Source organism: Thiomonas sp. (assembly GCF_054608695.1).
In genome coordinates, this window is sequence record NZ_JBTRXV010000045.1 from 16,204 (window position 1) to 30,883 (window position 14,680).

The 14,680-nt window shown below is 64.5% G+C and carries 15 protein-coding genes, 1 tRNA gene and 1 pseudogene; 10 read left to right on the plus strand and 7 right to left on the minus strand.

Translation table 11 applies throughout. The features are described from left to right. Window positions 1-189 precede the first annotated feature (189 nt). Window positions 190-630, plus strand: coding sequence for an OsmC family protein (locus ACYCUK_RS14440; RefSeq protein WP_461595408.1), 441 nt, complete (start codon window positions 190-192; stop codon window positions 628-630). A 114-nt stretch (window positions 631-744) separates the two neighbouring features. On the opposite strand, the gene ACYCUK_RS14445 is transcribed toward ACYCUK_RS14440, so the two are convergent. From ACYCUK_RS14445 to ACYCUK_RS14460, 4 genes are all read right to left on the minus strand, one after another. After that, on the minus strand, window positions 745-2,148 hold the full coding sequence (locus ACYCUK_RS14445; protein WP_461595409.1) for an outer membrane protein assembly factor BamB family protein: 1,404 nt from the start codon (window positions 2,146-2,148) through the stop codon (window positions 745-747). A 25-nt stretch (window positions 2,149-2,173) separates the two neighbouring features. After that, the gene (gene tetH / locus ACYCUK_RS14450) at window positions 2,174-2,956 is read right to left on the minus strand and encodes a thiosulfate dehydrogenase (RefSeq protein ID WP_461595410.1); all 783 of its coding nucleotides are present in this window, start codon (window positions 2,954-2,956) and stop codon (window positions 2,174-2,176) included. A 226-nt stretch (window positions 2,957-3,182) separates the two neighbouring features. Then, entirely contained in the window at window positions 3,183-4,151 is a 969-nt protein-coding gene (locus ACYCUK_RS14455) for a c-type cytochrome (protein WP_461595411.1), read from the minus strand. A 35-nt stretch (window positions 4,152-4,186) separates the two neighbouring features. Further along, on the minus strand, window positions 4,187-4,897 hold the full coding sequence (locus tag ACYCUK_RS14460; protein ID WP_461595412.1) for a c-type cytochrome: 711 nt from the start codon (window positions 4,895-4,897) through the stop codon (window positions 4,187-4,189). Window positions 4,898-5,239: 342 nt separating this feature from the next. On the opposite strand from ACYCUK_RS14460, the gene ACYCUK_RS14465 reads away from it, so the two are divergent. From ACYCUK_RS14465 to ACYCUK_RS14505, 9 genes are all read left to right on the plus strand, one after another. Further along, entirely contained in the window at window positions 5,240-6,532 is a 1,293-nt protein-coding gene (locus tag ACYCUK_RS14465; protein WP_461595413.1) for a glutamate-5-semialdehyde dehydrogenase, read from the plus strand. A gap of 33 nt (window positions 6,533-6,565) precedes the next feature. After that, complete coding sequence (locus tag ACYCUK_RS14470; RefSeq protein ID WP_461595414.1) at window positions 6,566-6,850, plus strand: hypothetical protein; 285 nt, start codon at window positions 6,566-6,568, stop codon at window positions 6,848-6,850. 96 nt (window positions 6,851-6,946) lie between these two features. Beyond that, entirely contained in the window at window positions 6,947-7,414 is a 468-nt protein-coding gene (locus tag ACYCUK_RS14475; RefSeq protein ID WP_461595415.1) for a DsrE family protein, read from the plus strand. A 339-nt stretch (window positions 7,415-7,753) separates the two neighbouring features. After that, complete coding sequence (locus tag ACYCUK_RS14480; protein WP_461595416.1) at window positions 7,754-8,221, plus strand: DsrE family protein; 468 nt, start codon at window positions 7,754-7,756, stop codon at window positions 8,219-8,221. Window positions 8,222-8,283: 62 nt separating this feature from the next. Further along, complete coding sequence (gene rsmB / locus ACYCUK_RS14485; RefSeq protein ID WP_461595417.1) at window positions 8,284-9,909, plus strand: 16S rRNA (cytosine(967)-C(5))-methyltransferase RsmB; 1,626 nt, start codon at window positions 8,284-8,286, stop codon at window positions 9,907-9,909. 14 nt (window positions 9,910-9,923) lie between these two features. Then, window positions 9,924-10,535: a DUF4390 domain-containing protein gene (locus ACYCUK_RS14490; protein WP_461595418.1), complete on the plus strand. Its 612-nt coding sequence runs from the start codon at window positions 9,924-9,926 to the stop codon at window positions 10,533-10,535. Then, window positions 10,499-12,760 (plus strand): sensor histidine kinase, encoded by a 2,262-nt coding sequence (locus ACYCUK_RS14495; protein ID WP_461595419.1) that lies wholly within the window; start codon window positions 10,499-10,501, stop codon window positions 12,758-12,760. Before ACYCUK_RS14490 ends, ACYCUK_RS14495 begins: the two co-directional genes overlap by 37 nt. 25 nt (window positions 12,761-12,785) lie before the next feature. Continuing rightward, window positions 12,786-13,472 (plus strand): response regulator, encoded by a 687-nt coding sequence (locus ACYCUK_RS14500; RefSeq protein ID WP_461595420.1) that lies wholly within the window; start codon window positions 12,786-12,788, stop codon window positions 13,470-13,472. A gap of 117 nt (window positions 13,473-13,589) precedes the next feature. Beyond that, a tRNA-Phe gene (locus ACYCUK_RS14505) sits at window positions 13,590-13,665 on the plus strand. A 14-nt stretch (window positions 13,666-13,679) separates the two neighbouring features. Here the strand turns inward: ACYCUK_RS14505 and ACYCUK_RS14510 are convergent. From ACYCUK_RS14510 to ACYCUK_RS14520, 3 genes and pseudogenes are all read right to left on the minus strand, one after another. After that, window positions 13,680-14,156, minus strand: a complete 477-nt coding sequence (locus ACYCUK_RS14510) for a putative toxin-antitoxin system toxin component, PIN family (protein ID WP_461595421.1) — start codon at window positions 14,154-14,156, stop codon at window positions 13,680-13,682. A gap of 7 nt (window positions 14,157-14,163) precedes the next feature. After that, window positions 14,164-14,415 carry a type II toxin-antitoxin system Phd/YefM family antitoxin gene (locus ACYCUK_RS14515; protein ID WP_461595422.1) on the minus strand — a complete coding sequence of 84 codons (252 nt, stop codon included), beginning with the start codon at window positions 14,413-14,415 and terminating at the stop codon, window positions 14,164-14,166. Window positions 14,416-14,463: 48 nt separating this feature from the next. Next, window positions 14,464-14,680, minus strand: a pseudogene (locus ACYCUK_RS14520) (IS5-like element ISCARN85 family transposase); the annotation flags it as partial.

Below are 14,680 nucleotides of genomic sequence, written 5' to 3' on the forward strand. Positions count from 1 at the left end.
ATCAACTTATATATAAAATTGAATAAGATCAATGGCTTACCGAGAAGCATTTGATTAAATGCTGGCCTGCCACTGGTGTTGCTTCCCCTGCGCGGTGCTGAAGACCGGCCAGTTTGGTGCAGTGCAATGTATTGGGTGGCCTACAACGACAACACAGGCTGCCGCAACAACCCAGGAGTTTGAACAACGATGGAATGCACAGTGCAATGGGCCGGCGAAGACGGCATGGCCTTTATCGCCACCACCGGCAGCGGGCATATTCTGGCGATGGATGGCGCCCCGGCCGCACAAGCCGGCGACCCCGGTGGTCACAACCTCGCACCGCGACCCATGGAAACCGTGCTCGCCGGTACCGGCGGCTGCTCGGCTTATGACGTGGTCTACATCCTGAAAAAAGGTCGGCAGGACGTGCGTGGCTGCAGCGTCAAGCTCCAGGCCGAGCGCGCCGCCTCCGACCCCAAGGTGTTCACCCGCATCCATTTGCATTTCACCGTCAGTGGCAAAGGACTGGCGCCGTCGGTGGTGGAGCGGGCCGTGCACCTCTCGCATGAAAAATACTGCTCGGCCACCGCCATGCTGGCGAAAACGGCGGCCATCACGAGCAGCGTGGAGATCGTCGAGGTCGGCTGAGATCCGGCGGGGGAAGGCGCCAGATCGGGATGCCCGTCGACCGCGCTGGGCTGTCGCAGTCGCTCCAGTTCCTGGTCACCCGTGAATCTCCACAGGGCAGCGATGGCCCTTGGTTCAGGGCTTGCCCGTGACCCCCAGGGTCGACAACGGAATGGCCTGCAGCATGCCGGCATTGGTGCCGTTGAAATAGGTGCCGCCGACGACCACGCCGTTCTGCGGGCCGTACCCGCCCTGGTGTGCGTTGTAGGTGTGGAGCACCGCGCCGCTGTCGCGGTCGAGGGTGAAGATTTCGCCGGACGCGGTGGCCTGGATCAGCACCTTGCCCACCACCACCGGAGCGGCTTTCATGCTCACCTTCAGCGGCTGCTGCCACAGAATCCTGCCGGTTTGCGCATCGACCGCGTACTCGGTATGCGTCACCGGGCTGCCGGTGTAGGCCACGCCGTCGACCGCGGTGGGCACGGCGTCCTTGTTGCGCGGCGGCGTTTTGCCCGCGCCCAGCTCGGTGCTCCAGACGATCTTGCCGGTCTTCAGATCGATGGCGAGTTCTTCCGACGCCGACTCCTTCGTGGCCTGCTGCGCGCTGGTGCGGGTTTCGATCTGGCCGACGGCCAAGCCCTTGCCGTCCATCGCCCAGGTGCCGTCGCCGGCGCTGCTGGAGAACACCAGCGGCGGCGCCACCGACCACAGCAGCCTGCCGGTGGCGGCATCCAGGCCGTAGATCTTGCTCGGATGCGTGCCGCCCATCACCAGCACGCCGCGTGCCGGATCGAGCGTGGCCGAGGACATGCTGACGAAGGAGTGGATCGGCGTCTGCCAGGCCAGCTTGCCGGTGGCGGCATCCAGCGCGTAGGCATGACCGTCGCCGTTGCCGAACAGCAGCTTGCCCTGATACAGCGCCGGGGTCGGCATGTCCTCGCCCTTGGTTTTGTATACCCAGACTTCATCCCCGGTTTTGGCGTCGAGCGCGTAGATCGCCGACACGCCATTGCCGCGGATCACCTGTGCGCCGGGCACACCGAACTGCTTGGCGTGGCTGTAGGCAAACACCGAATTGCCGGCGCCGATGAACACCAGCGGGCGGCCGTCGATGGCGGCCACGATGGGCGTGGTCATGAGCTGGTTGTAGGCGTTGAAACTCCACGCCAGCTTGCCGCTATGGGCATCGACGGCGTAGATGTAGCCGTTGTCATTCGTGGCATAGACCATGCCGTCCACCACCGCGACGCCGATGGGGAAGCCCACCAGATCGCGAATGATGGTGGAGTTGAGCACCTTGGCCTTGGCCGCATCGGCCGCACCGGGCACCTGCCAAGTCCATGCCATGGCCGGAAAGTTCGACGGCACCACGGCGTTGTGGCCGGGGTTGAGCGCGTACATCGGCCATTGCGTCGACGTGTCGGTGCTCGTTACTGTCTGCGCGCTCGCTGCCGCACAAACGGTGCTGAGGGCCGCACAAAGTGCAAGCTGCCGTAAGTGCGGGCGCGCTAGGCGTGATGGGGCTAGGGTGCGTTTCATTGGAATCTCCTCCTGATGGGTTGGCTCACTTGATGTACTGATATCCGGCCAATTGCAGTTCGGGAATCGTGCCCACCACGCCCGGCGTGAGCACGGCGCCGGGGATGAGATGGTTGGTGAACTCGGCTGCCATTTGCGGGTGGCTGAGCTTGTCGGGGTTGATGCCTTTTTTGTGCAGCCCGCCAGTGAGTTCCCAAATCTCGTTGTGGCAAGCGAGGAACACCGCGCCGCGACGCTGCAGCACCGTCACGCTGTTGTCGGCTGGGGAGAACACACCTTCGGGCGCCTCGTAGTCGCTGGGCTTGTCGCTCGCGGCCTTCGGCTGCGTGATGAACACATTGCTCTTGAACTTGTCCTTGAGCATTTTGGGAAAGCCGTACTTGGCCCAAATGGTGTCGTCATAGAGCGCGAGGTGCGCCGAGCCATGGGTGGCTGAAACCGAAAGAAAATCCGGGTGCTTCCACGACCAAATTTGCGCGTTCATCGCATTGCGCATCAAGTTCAGCCAGGGGCTTTCCAGATCGGTGTTGTCCCACAACTGCTTGGGGCCAGCCTTGTAGTCCAGCAGCAGCTTGAGCGCCTCGGCGTCCCAGTCGGAGGAGTCGGTCAAGATCATGGGCACGGTCTTGAAGTCACGCCGGCGCGGAGCTTTCGCCAGCGCATCGCTCAGGGCCTTGAGCTGGCTGGAGCCTGCGGGCTCAAGATTGGTAGCAGGGGCCATTGCGGCCTGGGCGACGTTGTGGCTGGTGAGTGCAGCGCCGAGCGCCACGGTTCCGACTTGGGTGAAGAGTTGGCGGCGAGTTGTCATGGGGAATCTCCAGAAACTTGGATAGGAATGCGTCGCTGCAGCGAACAAGCGGCAGGGTTGCAGCAAAAACGCGGCGGAAAAATAGCGACAAAGCTGCGCCAGAGCCTGAGGTGTTGTTCTCTGGCATCTGGGTTGCGCCGTGTCGTTGGATTGGGCTGATCGTGCATGTTTGACGGGCACCAACCGGCCTTTGATGAGCCCGCATTGCGCAGGCCTGGGGCAGGTGTTAGTTCTTTTTTGGCGGGCCGATATCGCCCAGCACCTTGCCGTTGATGGTCTGCCCGTAGAGGCTGAACTTGCTGTCGTGGAATTTGGCGCGGGTGGCCGCGACCGATCCCTGCCAGCGGGGGTCTTGCGGGCGCTCTTGGGCGTCCATGTAATAGGCCACGTCCCAGGCCTCCTGGGGCGTCAGGCTGTAGCTCTGGCCGTAGGGCATATTGGCGTGGATGAAGGCCGCGGCGTTCTTGATGCTGCCCATGCCCGCGCCCCAGTTGAACGACTTGGCGCCCCACAAGGGCGGAAACACGGTCTGGCCATCGACATACCGGCCTTCGCCGTTGGCGTTGTGGCACACGGCGCACTGGGCCTGGTAGACGGCTTTGCCACGCACATAGTCGGGCGGCAAAGGCGCTGCGGCGAGCTTGGGATAACCGCGTCCCGCAACCGGCTCATCCGTCGGCAGGCCCTTGGCCAGCCAGTAGGAATAGGCCTGCAGCGCCACCAGAGTCTTGCTGCCCAGCGGAGGCGGTGTGCCGTTCTCGCTGAAGTGGAAACAGCCCTGCAGGCGCTCCTCGAAGGTGTTGACCTTCTTGTTTTTGCTGCGGTAGGCGGGGTAGCTGACGTAGGCGGCCCACAGCGGCGCCGAACCAGCCATGCGCCCGGCGTCGGTGTGGCAGTTGACGCAGCTCAGGGTGTTGCCGATGTACTTGCCGGCGTACTTGGGGGTGTCGAGAAAGATGTCGCGGCCGAGCTTGACCGCTTTGCCGAAGTCGTCGTTCGGAATGGCGCTTTCAGGCGGCGGCTGAAAGGTGGCGCCAGTGCCCACGGCAGCGTTGATCGCCGATTTCGGTACGGCCGCAACATCAGCGGCGAGAGCCGTCGTGCCGGCGGCGAGAGTGGCGGCTAGCAGGCCAAACGCCAGCGCAGGCCGGAGCAGCGGGTTTCTTGCAGACGGGGCGGTGCAAGCGAGTGTCATGACGAGTCTCCGCGGAATAGAGTGGGCTTGCGGCATCAATGCGTCTTCACGGCCATGGGCTTTTGCGCCGCCAGCCAGATGGCCACCGCTTGGGTATCCGCATCGCTTATGCGCAGGGCGATGGTGTGCATCAGTCCTTGCGGGTCGTTATGCCGACTGCCGTCCTTCCAGGCCTTGATCTGGGCCTCGATATAGCCCGCAGGCTGGCCCACGAGGGGCGGGAAGTTGGGCGCAACGCCCACGCCGCCCGGCCCGTGGCAGCGGAAGCACGAAGCAATGCCCACGCTCCAGTCGCCGCGCTCGGCAAGGCGCTGACCCAGTTCAGCCTGGGCTGCAGCAGGCATGGGGCCGTAGGCGAGCGTGGGTGGCAGCAGGCTGCTGTAGTAGTGCGCAATCGCGGTGATCTGGCCGTCGTTCAAACCCTTGGCCATCGGGCTCATCAGTCCGTTGACCCGCGTGCCGTGCGCAAAGCTGTGCAATTGCTGGGCGATGTAGACCGCTGGCAGCCCGGCCAGCCGGGGATAGCCTGCAGCGGTATTGCCCTCGCCCTTGGCGCCGTGGCAAGCGATGCAGGTGGAGATGGCAGGAACTGCACTGCCAGCGCCATGCAGGGCAGGCTCGGTGGCGCTGGGTGCGGCGGCAAAACTGGCGACAGCAGGTCCCATCAGGGCGAAGGCGGTGGCAAGGAAAAACCCCGATCTTGGGCTGCTGAACCGGAACTGGCGGGTGGCGAGCTTGGTTTTCATGGACGGCGGCTCCAGAACTTCAGGGGAAACCCGGTATAGGTATAGCTTAGGCGCAGAGTCAGTTCTGAGGTGTTACGAAAGTTGTGCGGCATGTCTTGGCATGACGGCATTCGCAATGCTGTCCTTCGGTGGGGGGCAACGAGGCCTGGTTGGGCTGGCAAGTCACCCAAGCTTAGGGAGACATGGTCGCCATGTCGTACGCAATGTTTGCATCACGGCCATCAATTTTTCCGATAGACGCCGCGCATGCCAGCCCGCAGTTTGCGACAATGGATGCTGAACCCTTCCGCGAACGTGGCGGCTGCGCGGCATGGCCCCAGCTGTTCTCATCCAGGCACCATCATGCAAGTCGCCGACGATTCCATTCACGCCCTGGTCACCGACATCGGTGTTCGTGCGCGCACCGCTTCGCGCGCCATGGCGCGCGCCTCCACCGCGGCCAAGAACAGCGCCTTGCTGGCCTTGGCCGGCTTGATTCACGAGCACGCCGCCGAACTGCGCGATGCCAATGCGCTGGATCTGGGCGCCGCGCGCGCCGCCGGGTTGGAAGCGGCCTTCGTCGATCGGCTCACGCTGAGCGACAAGGTCGTCGCGCAAATGGCCGAGAGTTGCGAGCAAGTCGCCGCGCTGCCCGACCCCATCGGCGAAATGACCGATCTGCGCCGCCGCCCCAGCGGCATCACCGTCGGCCGCATGCGCGTGCCGCTCGGCGTGTTCGGCATGATTTACGAGAGCCGCCCGAACGTCACCATCGAGGCCGCCTCGCTGGCCATCAAGTCGGGCAACGCTGTCATCCTGCGCGGCGGCTCCGAGGCCATTCACAGCAATCGCGCGCTGGCCGCCCTGGTGGCGTTGGCGCTGGTGGAGGCCGACCTTCCTGCCGATGCCGTGCAGCTCGTGCCCACCACCGACCGCGCCGCCGTGGGCGCGCTCATCACCATGCCGCAGTATGTGGACGTCATCATTCCGCGCGGTGGCAAGGGGCTGATCGAGCGCATCAGTGCCGAAGCCCGCGTGCCGGTGATCAAACACCTGGACGGCAATTGCCATGTGTATGTGGACGCCGAGGTCGATCTCGACATGGCCGTGCGCGTCACTGACAACGCCAAGACACAGCGCTACAGCCCTTGCAACGCCGCCGAATCACTGCTGGTGGCGCGCGATGCAGCGGCCCATTTCCTGCCCCGCATCGGTGCCGTGTTCGCGCAAAAAGGCGTGGAAATGCGCTGCTGCGCCGACAGCCGCGCCTTGCTGCAGGCCGTGCCCGGCGCCGCGCCGCTGCTGCGCGACGCCACCGAGGCCGACTGGGGCACCGAGTACCTCGCACCCATCATCTCCATCAAGCTGGTGCCGGACGTGGACGCGGCCATTGCCCATATCAACCGCTACGGCTCGCAGCACACCGACACCATCCTCACCGCGAACCACGCGCACGCCATGCGCTTTGTGCGCGAGGTCGATTCCGCCACGGTGATGATCAACGCCTCCACCCGTTTTTCCGACGGCTTCGAATTCGGCCTGGGCGCCGAGATCGGCATTTCCACCGACAAGTTTCACGCGCGTGGCCCCGTCGGGCTGGAAGGCCTCACCAGCCAGAAATGGATGGTGCTGGGCGACGGTGAAATTCGCACCTGACGCAACTGAGCCGCTGCACCTGCACAAGCCTCCATGACACGTCAGCATCTCACCGGCATCATCACCCTGCCCACTCTGCTGCGCATCACCGCGGCCATTGGCATGGGCGTCGGCGTGGTCAACGCCGCCATCGCCGTGGGGCTTTATTGGCGGGAACTCGGCCCGGGCCAAGTGCTCGGTCTGTTCCTGGGCGCCGTGTTGTTCAATGCCCTGGCCCTGATGTTCGCCACCTTGGTGGGCTACTGGCCTTACCGCGCCTTGGCGCGGCGCCGTCGCTGGAGCTTGCATCGCATCAGCTTGCGCCCGCTACCGCCCTGAGCTGCCGGCGCTCTCCCCAAACCAGTCCCAGTCACCAACCCAAGCCGGGCCCACCCGGCGGCCGAGCCGCACCTTGCTGCCTTTGGAGAATCAAGCATGAACCCTCGTGATCGCCTCAAATTTCTCGGCGCCGGTCTCGCCAGCCTTGGCGCCGCAGGGCTGGCCCAGGCCCAAAGCCAAGGGCCGGTGACGGCCCAGGCTATTTCCAGCGAGCCGTGGAAAGTGGCCATGCAGATGAGCGACGGCCTGGAGCAGGCCTACGAAGGCCTGATCAACATCCAGAACGTGCTGCAGCTCGATCCCAAGATGCGCTTCATCGTCGTGGGCTACGGCAAGGCCATCCACTTCCTGCTGAGCGGCACCAAGACCCCGCAAGGCGCGCTGTTCGAGGGGCTGATCGGCGATCTGGCCAACCAGGGCGTGCAGTTCAAGGCCTGCAACAACACCATGACCTTCCTCAAGATTCCCAAGGAGCGGCTGGTGCTCGAAGCCACCCTCGTGCCGGCCGGGGTGTACGAACTGGTCAAGCTGCAGTCCGAGGGCTGGTACTACATCAAGCCCTGATTCGGCAGCTTTTCGTCCGCGCTCCATCGCGCTTCCTGGCGCCGCGCCAAAAAATTGGACAAGACGCAATCGTGGTCGCTCGACCATTCCTTGGCTGCCATCAAATCCCAGGCAACCGAACGGTGGTGATCAACATCTGCCGTCGCAAGGCCAGCCCGAATTTCCGCTCGGTGAGCGTTACACCTGGTTGTGTTTCATGGCAAACGCTTGCATCATCGCCGCAGGCATTGGCCCGCGGCTTTTTGCCATCGCTTTGTCGGGTGCCGGCATGTCCCACTCCGCCTGCCCAGCAACCGTCCAAGAACACATCCCCCTACTGCTGAATCGAGGAGACTTGCCATGACATCCACGCCCACCCCCATCCGTCGCAAAGTGCTGCTGGCATCGGCCGCTGCAGGTGCTGCGGCGTTCTCCAGCAGCGCCCGGGCCGCCGGCCGTGCCGACGCGGATGGCCCGGTCAAGGTGGTCTATCACATCACCCAGGGTGACGCGCAAGCCTCGCGCTGCCTGGGCAATGTGCGCAATCACCTCTCCGCCGAGCCCACGGCCAAGATCGTGGTTGTGGGTAACGGCGCCGGCATCGACTTCATGCTCAACGGCGCGGTCGACGGAAAAGGTGCCGAGTTCGCCGGGCTGGTCGGCGGCCTGGCCTCGCAAGGGGTGTCGTTTCGGGTTTGCAACAACACCCTGACCAATCGCAAGATTGCCAAAGACCGCGTGTTGCTCGACGCCGCCATCGTCCCCTCCGGCGTGTCCGAAGCGGCCAATCTGCAATACCGCGAGGGTTACGCCTATATTTGTCCTTGATGGCGCCATCGCGCATCCCTCGTGGTTGACGCCATGCGTGCGGCGCTGCATCATCGCGCCGCGTGAACATCGCCATCGAAACCACCGCCGCCATCCGGCCTGACGCTCGCTCGCCGACGGCCGCGCGGCGTCTCTTGCACCTCGACCTTCGAGCTGCCGCCGATTTGCTCGGCTGCGTCCTGACGGGGCAATCCCTCGCTTCGGCGCTGCCCCAGCTCGCCAAGACTGGGCACTGGAGCGCGGCCGAACGCGGCGCGGCGCAGGCCCTCAGCTTCGAGGTTTTGCGTGGCCTCGGCCGGGCGCAGGCCTTGCTCGCTGCGCTGCACCCCAGGCGCATCAAGCCACCCGAACTCGAACAGTTGCTACTGGTCGCCATCGCATTGTTAAGCGCCCCCCGCAGTCCGCAAGCGGACTCCCCCCGAGGGGGTCAAGGAAACTCGGGAGCGGCCCATCGTTTCCTTGAGAGCGCCCCCCGCAGTCCGCAAGCGGACTCCCCCCGAGGGGGTCAAGGAAACTCGGGAGCGGCCCATCGTTTCCTTGAGAGCGCCCCCAGCAGTCCGCAAACGGACGTTGCCCGAGGGGGTCAAGAAAACGCGGGAGCGGCCCCTCGCATTCTCGATAGTGTCCTCGGAAATCCGCAGGAGGACTCCCTCGGCGCTCCGCCTCTCTATCCCGATCACACCTTGATCAACCAGGCGGTGCAGGCTTGTGCCTTGAGGCCCAAGACCCGGCATGCGCGTGGCCTGGTCAATGCCTTGCTGCGCCGCTTGCAAACCGAGCGCGAAAACCTGCTGCAAGCAGTGATGCAAGGAGACCCCGCGCGCTACAACCATCCGGATTGGTGGGTGCAGCGCATGCGCGCGGCGTACCCGCAGGATTGGGCGAATTTGCTGGACCTTGCCGCCCAGCGCCCGGCCATGACCCTGCGCGTGAATGCCCGCTGGGGCGACCGCGGCGCCTACCTCGCCTTGCTGCGGGCGCAGGGCATGGATGCCGCCGCGCCCGCAACTCCAGGACTGGAACAGGCGCTGATCCTGCACAGGCCCGTGCCGGTGCAGGACTTGCCGCTGTTCGACGCTGGCGCCGTGAGCGTGCAAGATGCGTCCGCCCAGTTCGCCGCCGGCCTGCTGGATGCCCGGGATGGCATGCGTGTGCTCGACGCCTGCGCCGCTCCGGGCGGGAAGACGGCGCATATCCTGGAGCGCGCCGATTGCGAGGTGCTGGCGCTGGACCACGACGCCACACGCGCCGAGCGCATCGGTGCCACGCTCGCGCGCCTGCGCCTGCCGCAGGCGCAGGTCGTCGCCGCCAACGCCGCACAGACGGCGTCATGGTGGGATGGCCGCGCGTTCGACCGCATCCTGCTCGATGCACCCTGCAGCGCCTCCGGCATCGTGCGCCGCCACCCCGACATCCGCTGGCTGCGCCAGGATGCCGACATCCCCGCGCTGGCCGTGCAGCAAGCGGCTTTGCTGGAAGCGCTTTGGCCTCTTTTGGCCCCTGGCGGGCAGCTGCTTTACGCCACATGTTCGGTGTTTCCTGAAGAGGGCAGCGAGCAAGCTGCGGCCTTCCTGCGGCGGCATGACGATGCGCTAGCATGGGCCGCGCCAGGGCAAATCCTCCCGAGTCGCTCGCCTGAACGCGATGGCTTTTACTACGCCCTGTTTGCCAAGCGCACCGAACACTGAAACCACCCCCTCGCATGAGCCGACCGCAGGCACCTGACCCCATTCGCCGCCGCGGACTCATCGCCTTCGGGCTCGCCTTGACCGCTGGCATCTGGGCCGACCATGCCCGAGCGGCCACGGTCGACGCCCAGCCACTGAGCCTGGATCAGGAGGCGGATGGTCTTTACGCCAGCGCCACCGTGGTATTTGCTCTGCCGCGTGCGCTGGAAGATGCGCTGCACCGCGGCATTCCGCTCTATTTCCTCACCCGCATCGAGGTGGTGCGCGGGCGCTGGTGGTGGTTCGACGAGAAAATCGGCAGCGCCCAAGTCCTCACCCGCCTGGCCTATCAGCCGCTGCTGGAGAAGTACCGCGTGTCCACCGGCGCGCTGCAAAAGAACTACAACAGCCTCGACGAGGCGCTCAGCCAGGTGCAGCATGCGCTGCATCTGAAAGTGGCCGACGCCAAAGACCTCGTGGTCGGCCAGAGCTATAGCGTGTACGCCAGTTTCGAGCTCGATTTGTCGCAGTTGCCGCGCCCATTTCAGATCAACGTCAGCTCCCAGGCCGACTGGCAGCTGCAAGCCGATTTTCCCCGCGCCAACTTCACATGGAAACCGCCACAGTCAACCGCATCACCCGGGTAGCCGCTTGGGCGGCGCTGGCCTCGGGCCTGCCGCTGGTGGTGTTCCTGGTGTTCCTGCTGGCGGTGTCCACCAAGAACACGCAGGCCATCAACCCCTATTTTGGCGTGCTGTACTGGATCAACATCGCCGTGGCGGGGCTGCTGTTGCTGCTCATCGTCGGCCTCGCTTCGCGCCTGTTGTGGCGGCTGCGCCAGCGGCGTTTCGGCAGCCGCCTGCTGTTCAAGCTGGCCACGGTGTTCGTGCTCGTGGGCGTGCTGCCGGGGGCGGTGATTTATGTCGTCTCCTACCAGTTCGTCGCGCGCAGCATCGAGACCTGGTTCGACGTCAAGGTCGAGCGTGCGCTCGACTCGGGCCTCAACCTCGGCCGCACCACGCTCGACGTCATGCTGGCCGACCTGCAGGCCAAGGGGCGCAATGTCGCCAGCCAGATCATCGATGCCCATGGCGCCGTCGCGCCCGTGGAGCTGGAGCAACTGTTGCAGCAACTCGGCGTCGAGCAGGCCACGGTGTTCGACAGCAATGGCAACGTCCTGGCCACGGCAGGCGGCAATCCATTCGCCCTGGTGCCCGATTTGCCGGGCAATGAATCCATGCGCCAGTTACGCCTCATGGGCCAACTGGCCAGTGTCGAGGGCGGCGACGACGGTATCGCCGGCGAGAACCAGAATCTCAAGCTGCGCGTGGTCGTACCGCTGCCTGCGCGCAGCCTGTTGCTGCCGGGGCACCAGCGCTACCTCATGCTGGTGCAGAACGTGCCGTCGGCCATCTCCCGCAGCGCGCTCGAGGTGCAGCGCGCTTACGCCGAATATCAGGAGCGTGCGCTCGGGCGTGAAGGCCTGCGCCGCATGTACATCTCAACCCTGACCCTCACCTTGTTTCTCGCCGTGTTCGCCGCGGTGCTGATGGCCGTGTTGCTGGGCAACCAGTTGGCGCGCCCGTTGCTGTTGTTGGCCGACGGCATGAAGGCCGTGGCCGGCGGCGACCTGCGGCCGCGTCCCGAGCTGCAGTCGGCCGACGAACTTGGCACCCTCACGCGCTCGTTCAACGACATGACCGCGCAATTGTCCGAGGCCCGGCAACAAGCCGAAACCAGCCGGCATGCCCTCGAGGCCTCGCGTGCCTATTTGCAAAGCGTGCTCGACAACCTCTCGGCCGGCGTGCTAGTGCTGGGTGACGGCATGCGCCTGACCCTGGCCAATCCCAGCGCCACGCGCGTGCTGCGCTTGCCGCTGCAAGGTTCCATCGGCCAGGCCATCGACAGCGTGGAGAGTCTCAAGCCCTTCGCCGCCGCCATCGATGCGGCCTTCCAGGAGCTTGCCGGCAGCGGCGGCGCCGACCACTGGCTCAAGCAGATCGACTACACCCCGCAAGGCAGCGAGACCGCGCTCACGCTGCTGGTGCGCGGTGCGCGTCTGGCCCTGCCCGGGCAGGCAGCCGCCGTGGTGGTGTTCGACGACATCAGCGAACTCATTTCGGCGCAGCGCTCGCTCGCCTGGGGCGAGGTGGCACGACGCCTGGCCCATGAAATCAAGAATCCGCTCACGCCCATCCAGCTCTCGGCGGAGCGTTTGCAGATGAAGCTGGAAAGCAAACTCGCCGGTGCCGACCGCGACATGCTCGGCCGCGCCACCAACACCATCGTCAACCAGGTCACGGCCATGCGCCGCATGGTCGACGAATTCCGCGACTACGCCCGCACACCGGCCACCGAACTCGCCCCGATGGACCTCAACGCCCTCGTGGGCGATGTACTCAACCTCTACAGCGGCATGATTGCGCGCGACGGCGAGGAAGCCCCCCTGGTGCGGGCCGAATTGGCACCCGGGCTGCCTTGCATCGAGGGTGATGCCACCCAGTTGCGTCAGGTCATCCACAACTTGCTGCAAAATGCACTCGATGCCGTCGCTGGGCAAGCACATCGTGAGGTCTGCATTCGCACCGAGACCTTCCGTTCCGCCAATAGTGGAGCCCAGCGGGTGAGGCTTTCCGTGGCCGACAGCGGCCCGGGGTTTAGCGAAAAAATCATCGCCCGCGCCTTCGAACCCTATGTCACCACCAAGGCGCGCGGAACCGGACTCGGCCTGGCGGTGGTGAAGAAAATCGCCGAGGAGCACCATGCACGGGTCGAGGTGCAGAATCTGCCCACGTCAACCCATGCGCATGGTGCGCGTGTATCTCTTATATTTCCCGCTGTGACATGCCCCGCGCCCGCAAGCGCTGCATGACGGCAAACCCCGGAACCCTCAGCGTATGGCAAGCATCTTGGTGGTGGACGACGAAATCGGCATTCGCGATTTGTTGTCCGAGATTTTGAGTGACGAAGGCCACGCGGTCGAGGCCGCCGAGAACGCCCAGCAGGCTCGCGAGGTGCGCCTGCGACACCAGCCCGATCTGGTGCTGCTCGACATCTGGATGCCCGACACCGATGGCGTGACCCTGCTCAAGGAATGGGCCAGCGCCGGGCAACTCACCATGCCCGTCATCATGATGTCGGGGCACGGCACCATCGACAACGCCGTGGAAGCCACCCGCATCGGCGCCATGGCCTTTCTCGAAAAGCCCATCGCCCTGCAAAAACTGCTGCGCGCCGTCGAACAAGGCCTGAGCAAGCCAGCACCGAAAGCCCATCAAGATGTGGTCTTGACCGCGCCGGCGCCGAGCCTGCCCGAGCCGCCGCCGCTCACGCTCATCGCCGAACAATCGTTCACCCTCGACCGACCGCTGCGCGAGGCGCGTGACGACTTCGAGCGGGCCTATTTCGAATTCCACCTCGCCCGTGAGGGCGGCAGCATGACCCGCGTCGCCGACAAGACCGGTCTCGAGCGCACTCATCTCTATCGCAAGCTCAAACAACTGGGTGTCGACTGGGGGCGCACCGGGCGCAAGAACCAAGGCACCAGTCACTCCCCACCCGCTGACGATGGCCAGTCGGAGTGATCGCGGCAGCGACCGAACCTTGATTTGCTATGATCACAGGCTTTGTTTGCGGCGGCTTTGCAAACAGCATGTAGATTCAAGCCAACTCGCAGCGCCCAGCGCTCGCGTCCAGTTTTCGGCCAGGTAGCTCAGTCGGTAGAGCAGCGGATTGAAAATCCGCGTGTCGGCGGTTCGATTCCGTCCCTGGCCACCAATCATTTCAAGGACTTAGCGCAGAAATGCCTGGGTCCTTTTTATTTTCCGCAGATCCGTGTAGGCGCTATGTGCTGCTGCAGGCGACACAACCCGCACTCCCGATGCCACCAGACTCTCCGACAACACCAGTAAATCCTTGTCGCCCGTCACCAGGTAGTCAGCACCTGCGGCCAAGGCGGCGTGGATGAATGGGTCATTCTTTGCATCGCGGCAAAACGCTTGCTCCGCAATCTGCTGCGGAACCTCCACCCAGAGGGCGACAGCATCGATGTCATGCAACAGCTGCTTGCGGGTCTCCATGGACACATAGCGGTCAAACTTGGGCAGCCACAGGCGCTGCTTGAGTTCGACAAAGGTCTCATGGGTGAACACGGGCAGGCCGTCTTTGACCACCAGCCTGGTCAGTTGCGCCGGTGCGCCAGTTCGGGTGAGCACACCGCTGATCCAGACATTGGTGTCGATCACGACCACAGGACCGCAACGGCCCATGGCTGTCTCAGCCGGCATCGTGCAGCAAGGCAGCCAACTTTTCCGGGGTCAGTCCAGCGCGTTCTGCGGCAGCGGCGCTGGCGTCCATCGTCTTCAACAGCCGGTCGGCGTAGAACGTGCGCATGGCCTCGTAATCTTCCGCGCTCACCATCACCCCGACAACCCGGTCGTGGCGCATCACCCGCACGGGCTCGCGCTGGGCGCGGTCGAGGAATTCGCCAAAATGCGTCTTGGCTTCGTTGGCAGTGTAGGTTTGCATGGCGTCACTCCCAAGAATGCAATGGCAACGGATTCAATCTAGGGCCTGTTAACACAAACTGCGAAGTCCATCGACCACCAGCACGAAGCTGAGGAAGCCGAGGAACATCGCGTCAAGTTTTTCGAACCGAGAAAAGATGCGCCGGAACAGGCGCTCGATTTCGTTGCGGCGCTTGTACATCTCTCGGTCGTAATCCCATGGCTCAATGCGCGTCTTCAGTGGCGGCACCACTGGGATGAAGCCAAGATCCAGAGCCAGTTGGCGC

What these genes read in the sequence shown, in the direction of transcription:
- ACYCUK_RS14455 (WP_461595411.1), bottom strand. Translation starts at nt 4,151, where the DNA reads ATGACACTCGCTTGCACCGCCCCGTCTGCAAGAAACCCGCTGCTCCGG.
- ACYCUK_RS14475 (WP_461595415.1), top strand. Translation starts at nt 6,947, where the DNA reads ATGAACCCTCGTGATCGCCTCAAATTTCTCGGCGCCGGTCTCGCCAGC.
- ACYCUK_RS14470 (WP_461595414.1), top strand. Translation starts at nt 6,566, where the DNA reads ATGACACGTCAGCATCTCACCGGCATCATCACCCTGCCCACTCTGCTG.
- ACYCUK_RS14460 (WP_461595412.1), bottom strand. Translation starts at nt 4,897, where the DNA reads ATGAAAACCAAGCTCGCCACCCGCCAGTTCCGGTTCAGCAGCCCAAGA.
- ACYCUK_RS14440 (WP_461595408.1), top strand. Translation starts at nt 190, where the DNA reads ATGGAATGCACAGTGCAATGGGCCGGCGAAGACGGCATGGCCTTTATC.
- ACYCUK_RS14500 (WP_461595420.1), top strand. Translation starts at nt 12,786, where the DNA reads ATGGCAAGCATCTTGGTGGTGGACGACGAAATCGGCATTCGCGATTTG.
- ACYCUK_RS14515 (WP_461595422.1), bottom strand. Translation starts at nt 14,415, where the DNA reads ATGCAAACCTACACTGCCAACGAAGCCAAGACGCATTTTGGCGAATTC.
- ACYCUK_RS14490 (WP_461595418.1), top strand. Translation starts at nt 9,924, where the DNA reads ATGAGCCGACCGCAGGCACCTGACCCCATTCGCCGCCGCGGACTCATC.
- ACYCUK_RS14495 (WP_461595419.1), top strand. Translation starts at nt 10,499, where the DNA reads ATGGAAACCGCCACAGTCAACCGCATCACCCGGGTAGCCGCTTGGGCG.
- ACYCUK_RS14480 (WP_461595416.1), top strand. Translation starts at nt 7,754, where the DNA reads ATGACATCCACGCCCACCCCCATCCGTCGCAAAGTGCTGCTGGCATCG.
- tetH (WP_461595410.1), bottom strand. Translation starts at nt 2,956, where the DNA reads ATGACAACTCGCCGCCAACTCTTCACCCAAGTCGGAACCGTGGCGCTC.
- ACYCUK_RS14510 (WP_461595421.1), bottom strand. Translation starts at nt 14,156, where the DNA reads ATGGGCCGTTGCGGTCCTGTGGTCGTGATCGACACCAATGTCTGGATC.
- ACYCUK_RS14445 (WP_461595409.1), bottom strand. Translation starts at nt 2,148, where the DNA reads ATGAAACGCACCCTAGCCCCATCACGCCTAGCGCGCCCGCACTTACGG.
- ACYCUK_RS14465 (WP_461595413.1), top strand. Translation starts at nt 5,240, where the DNA reads ATGCAAGTCGCCGACGATTCCATTCACGCCCTGGTCACCGACATCGGT.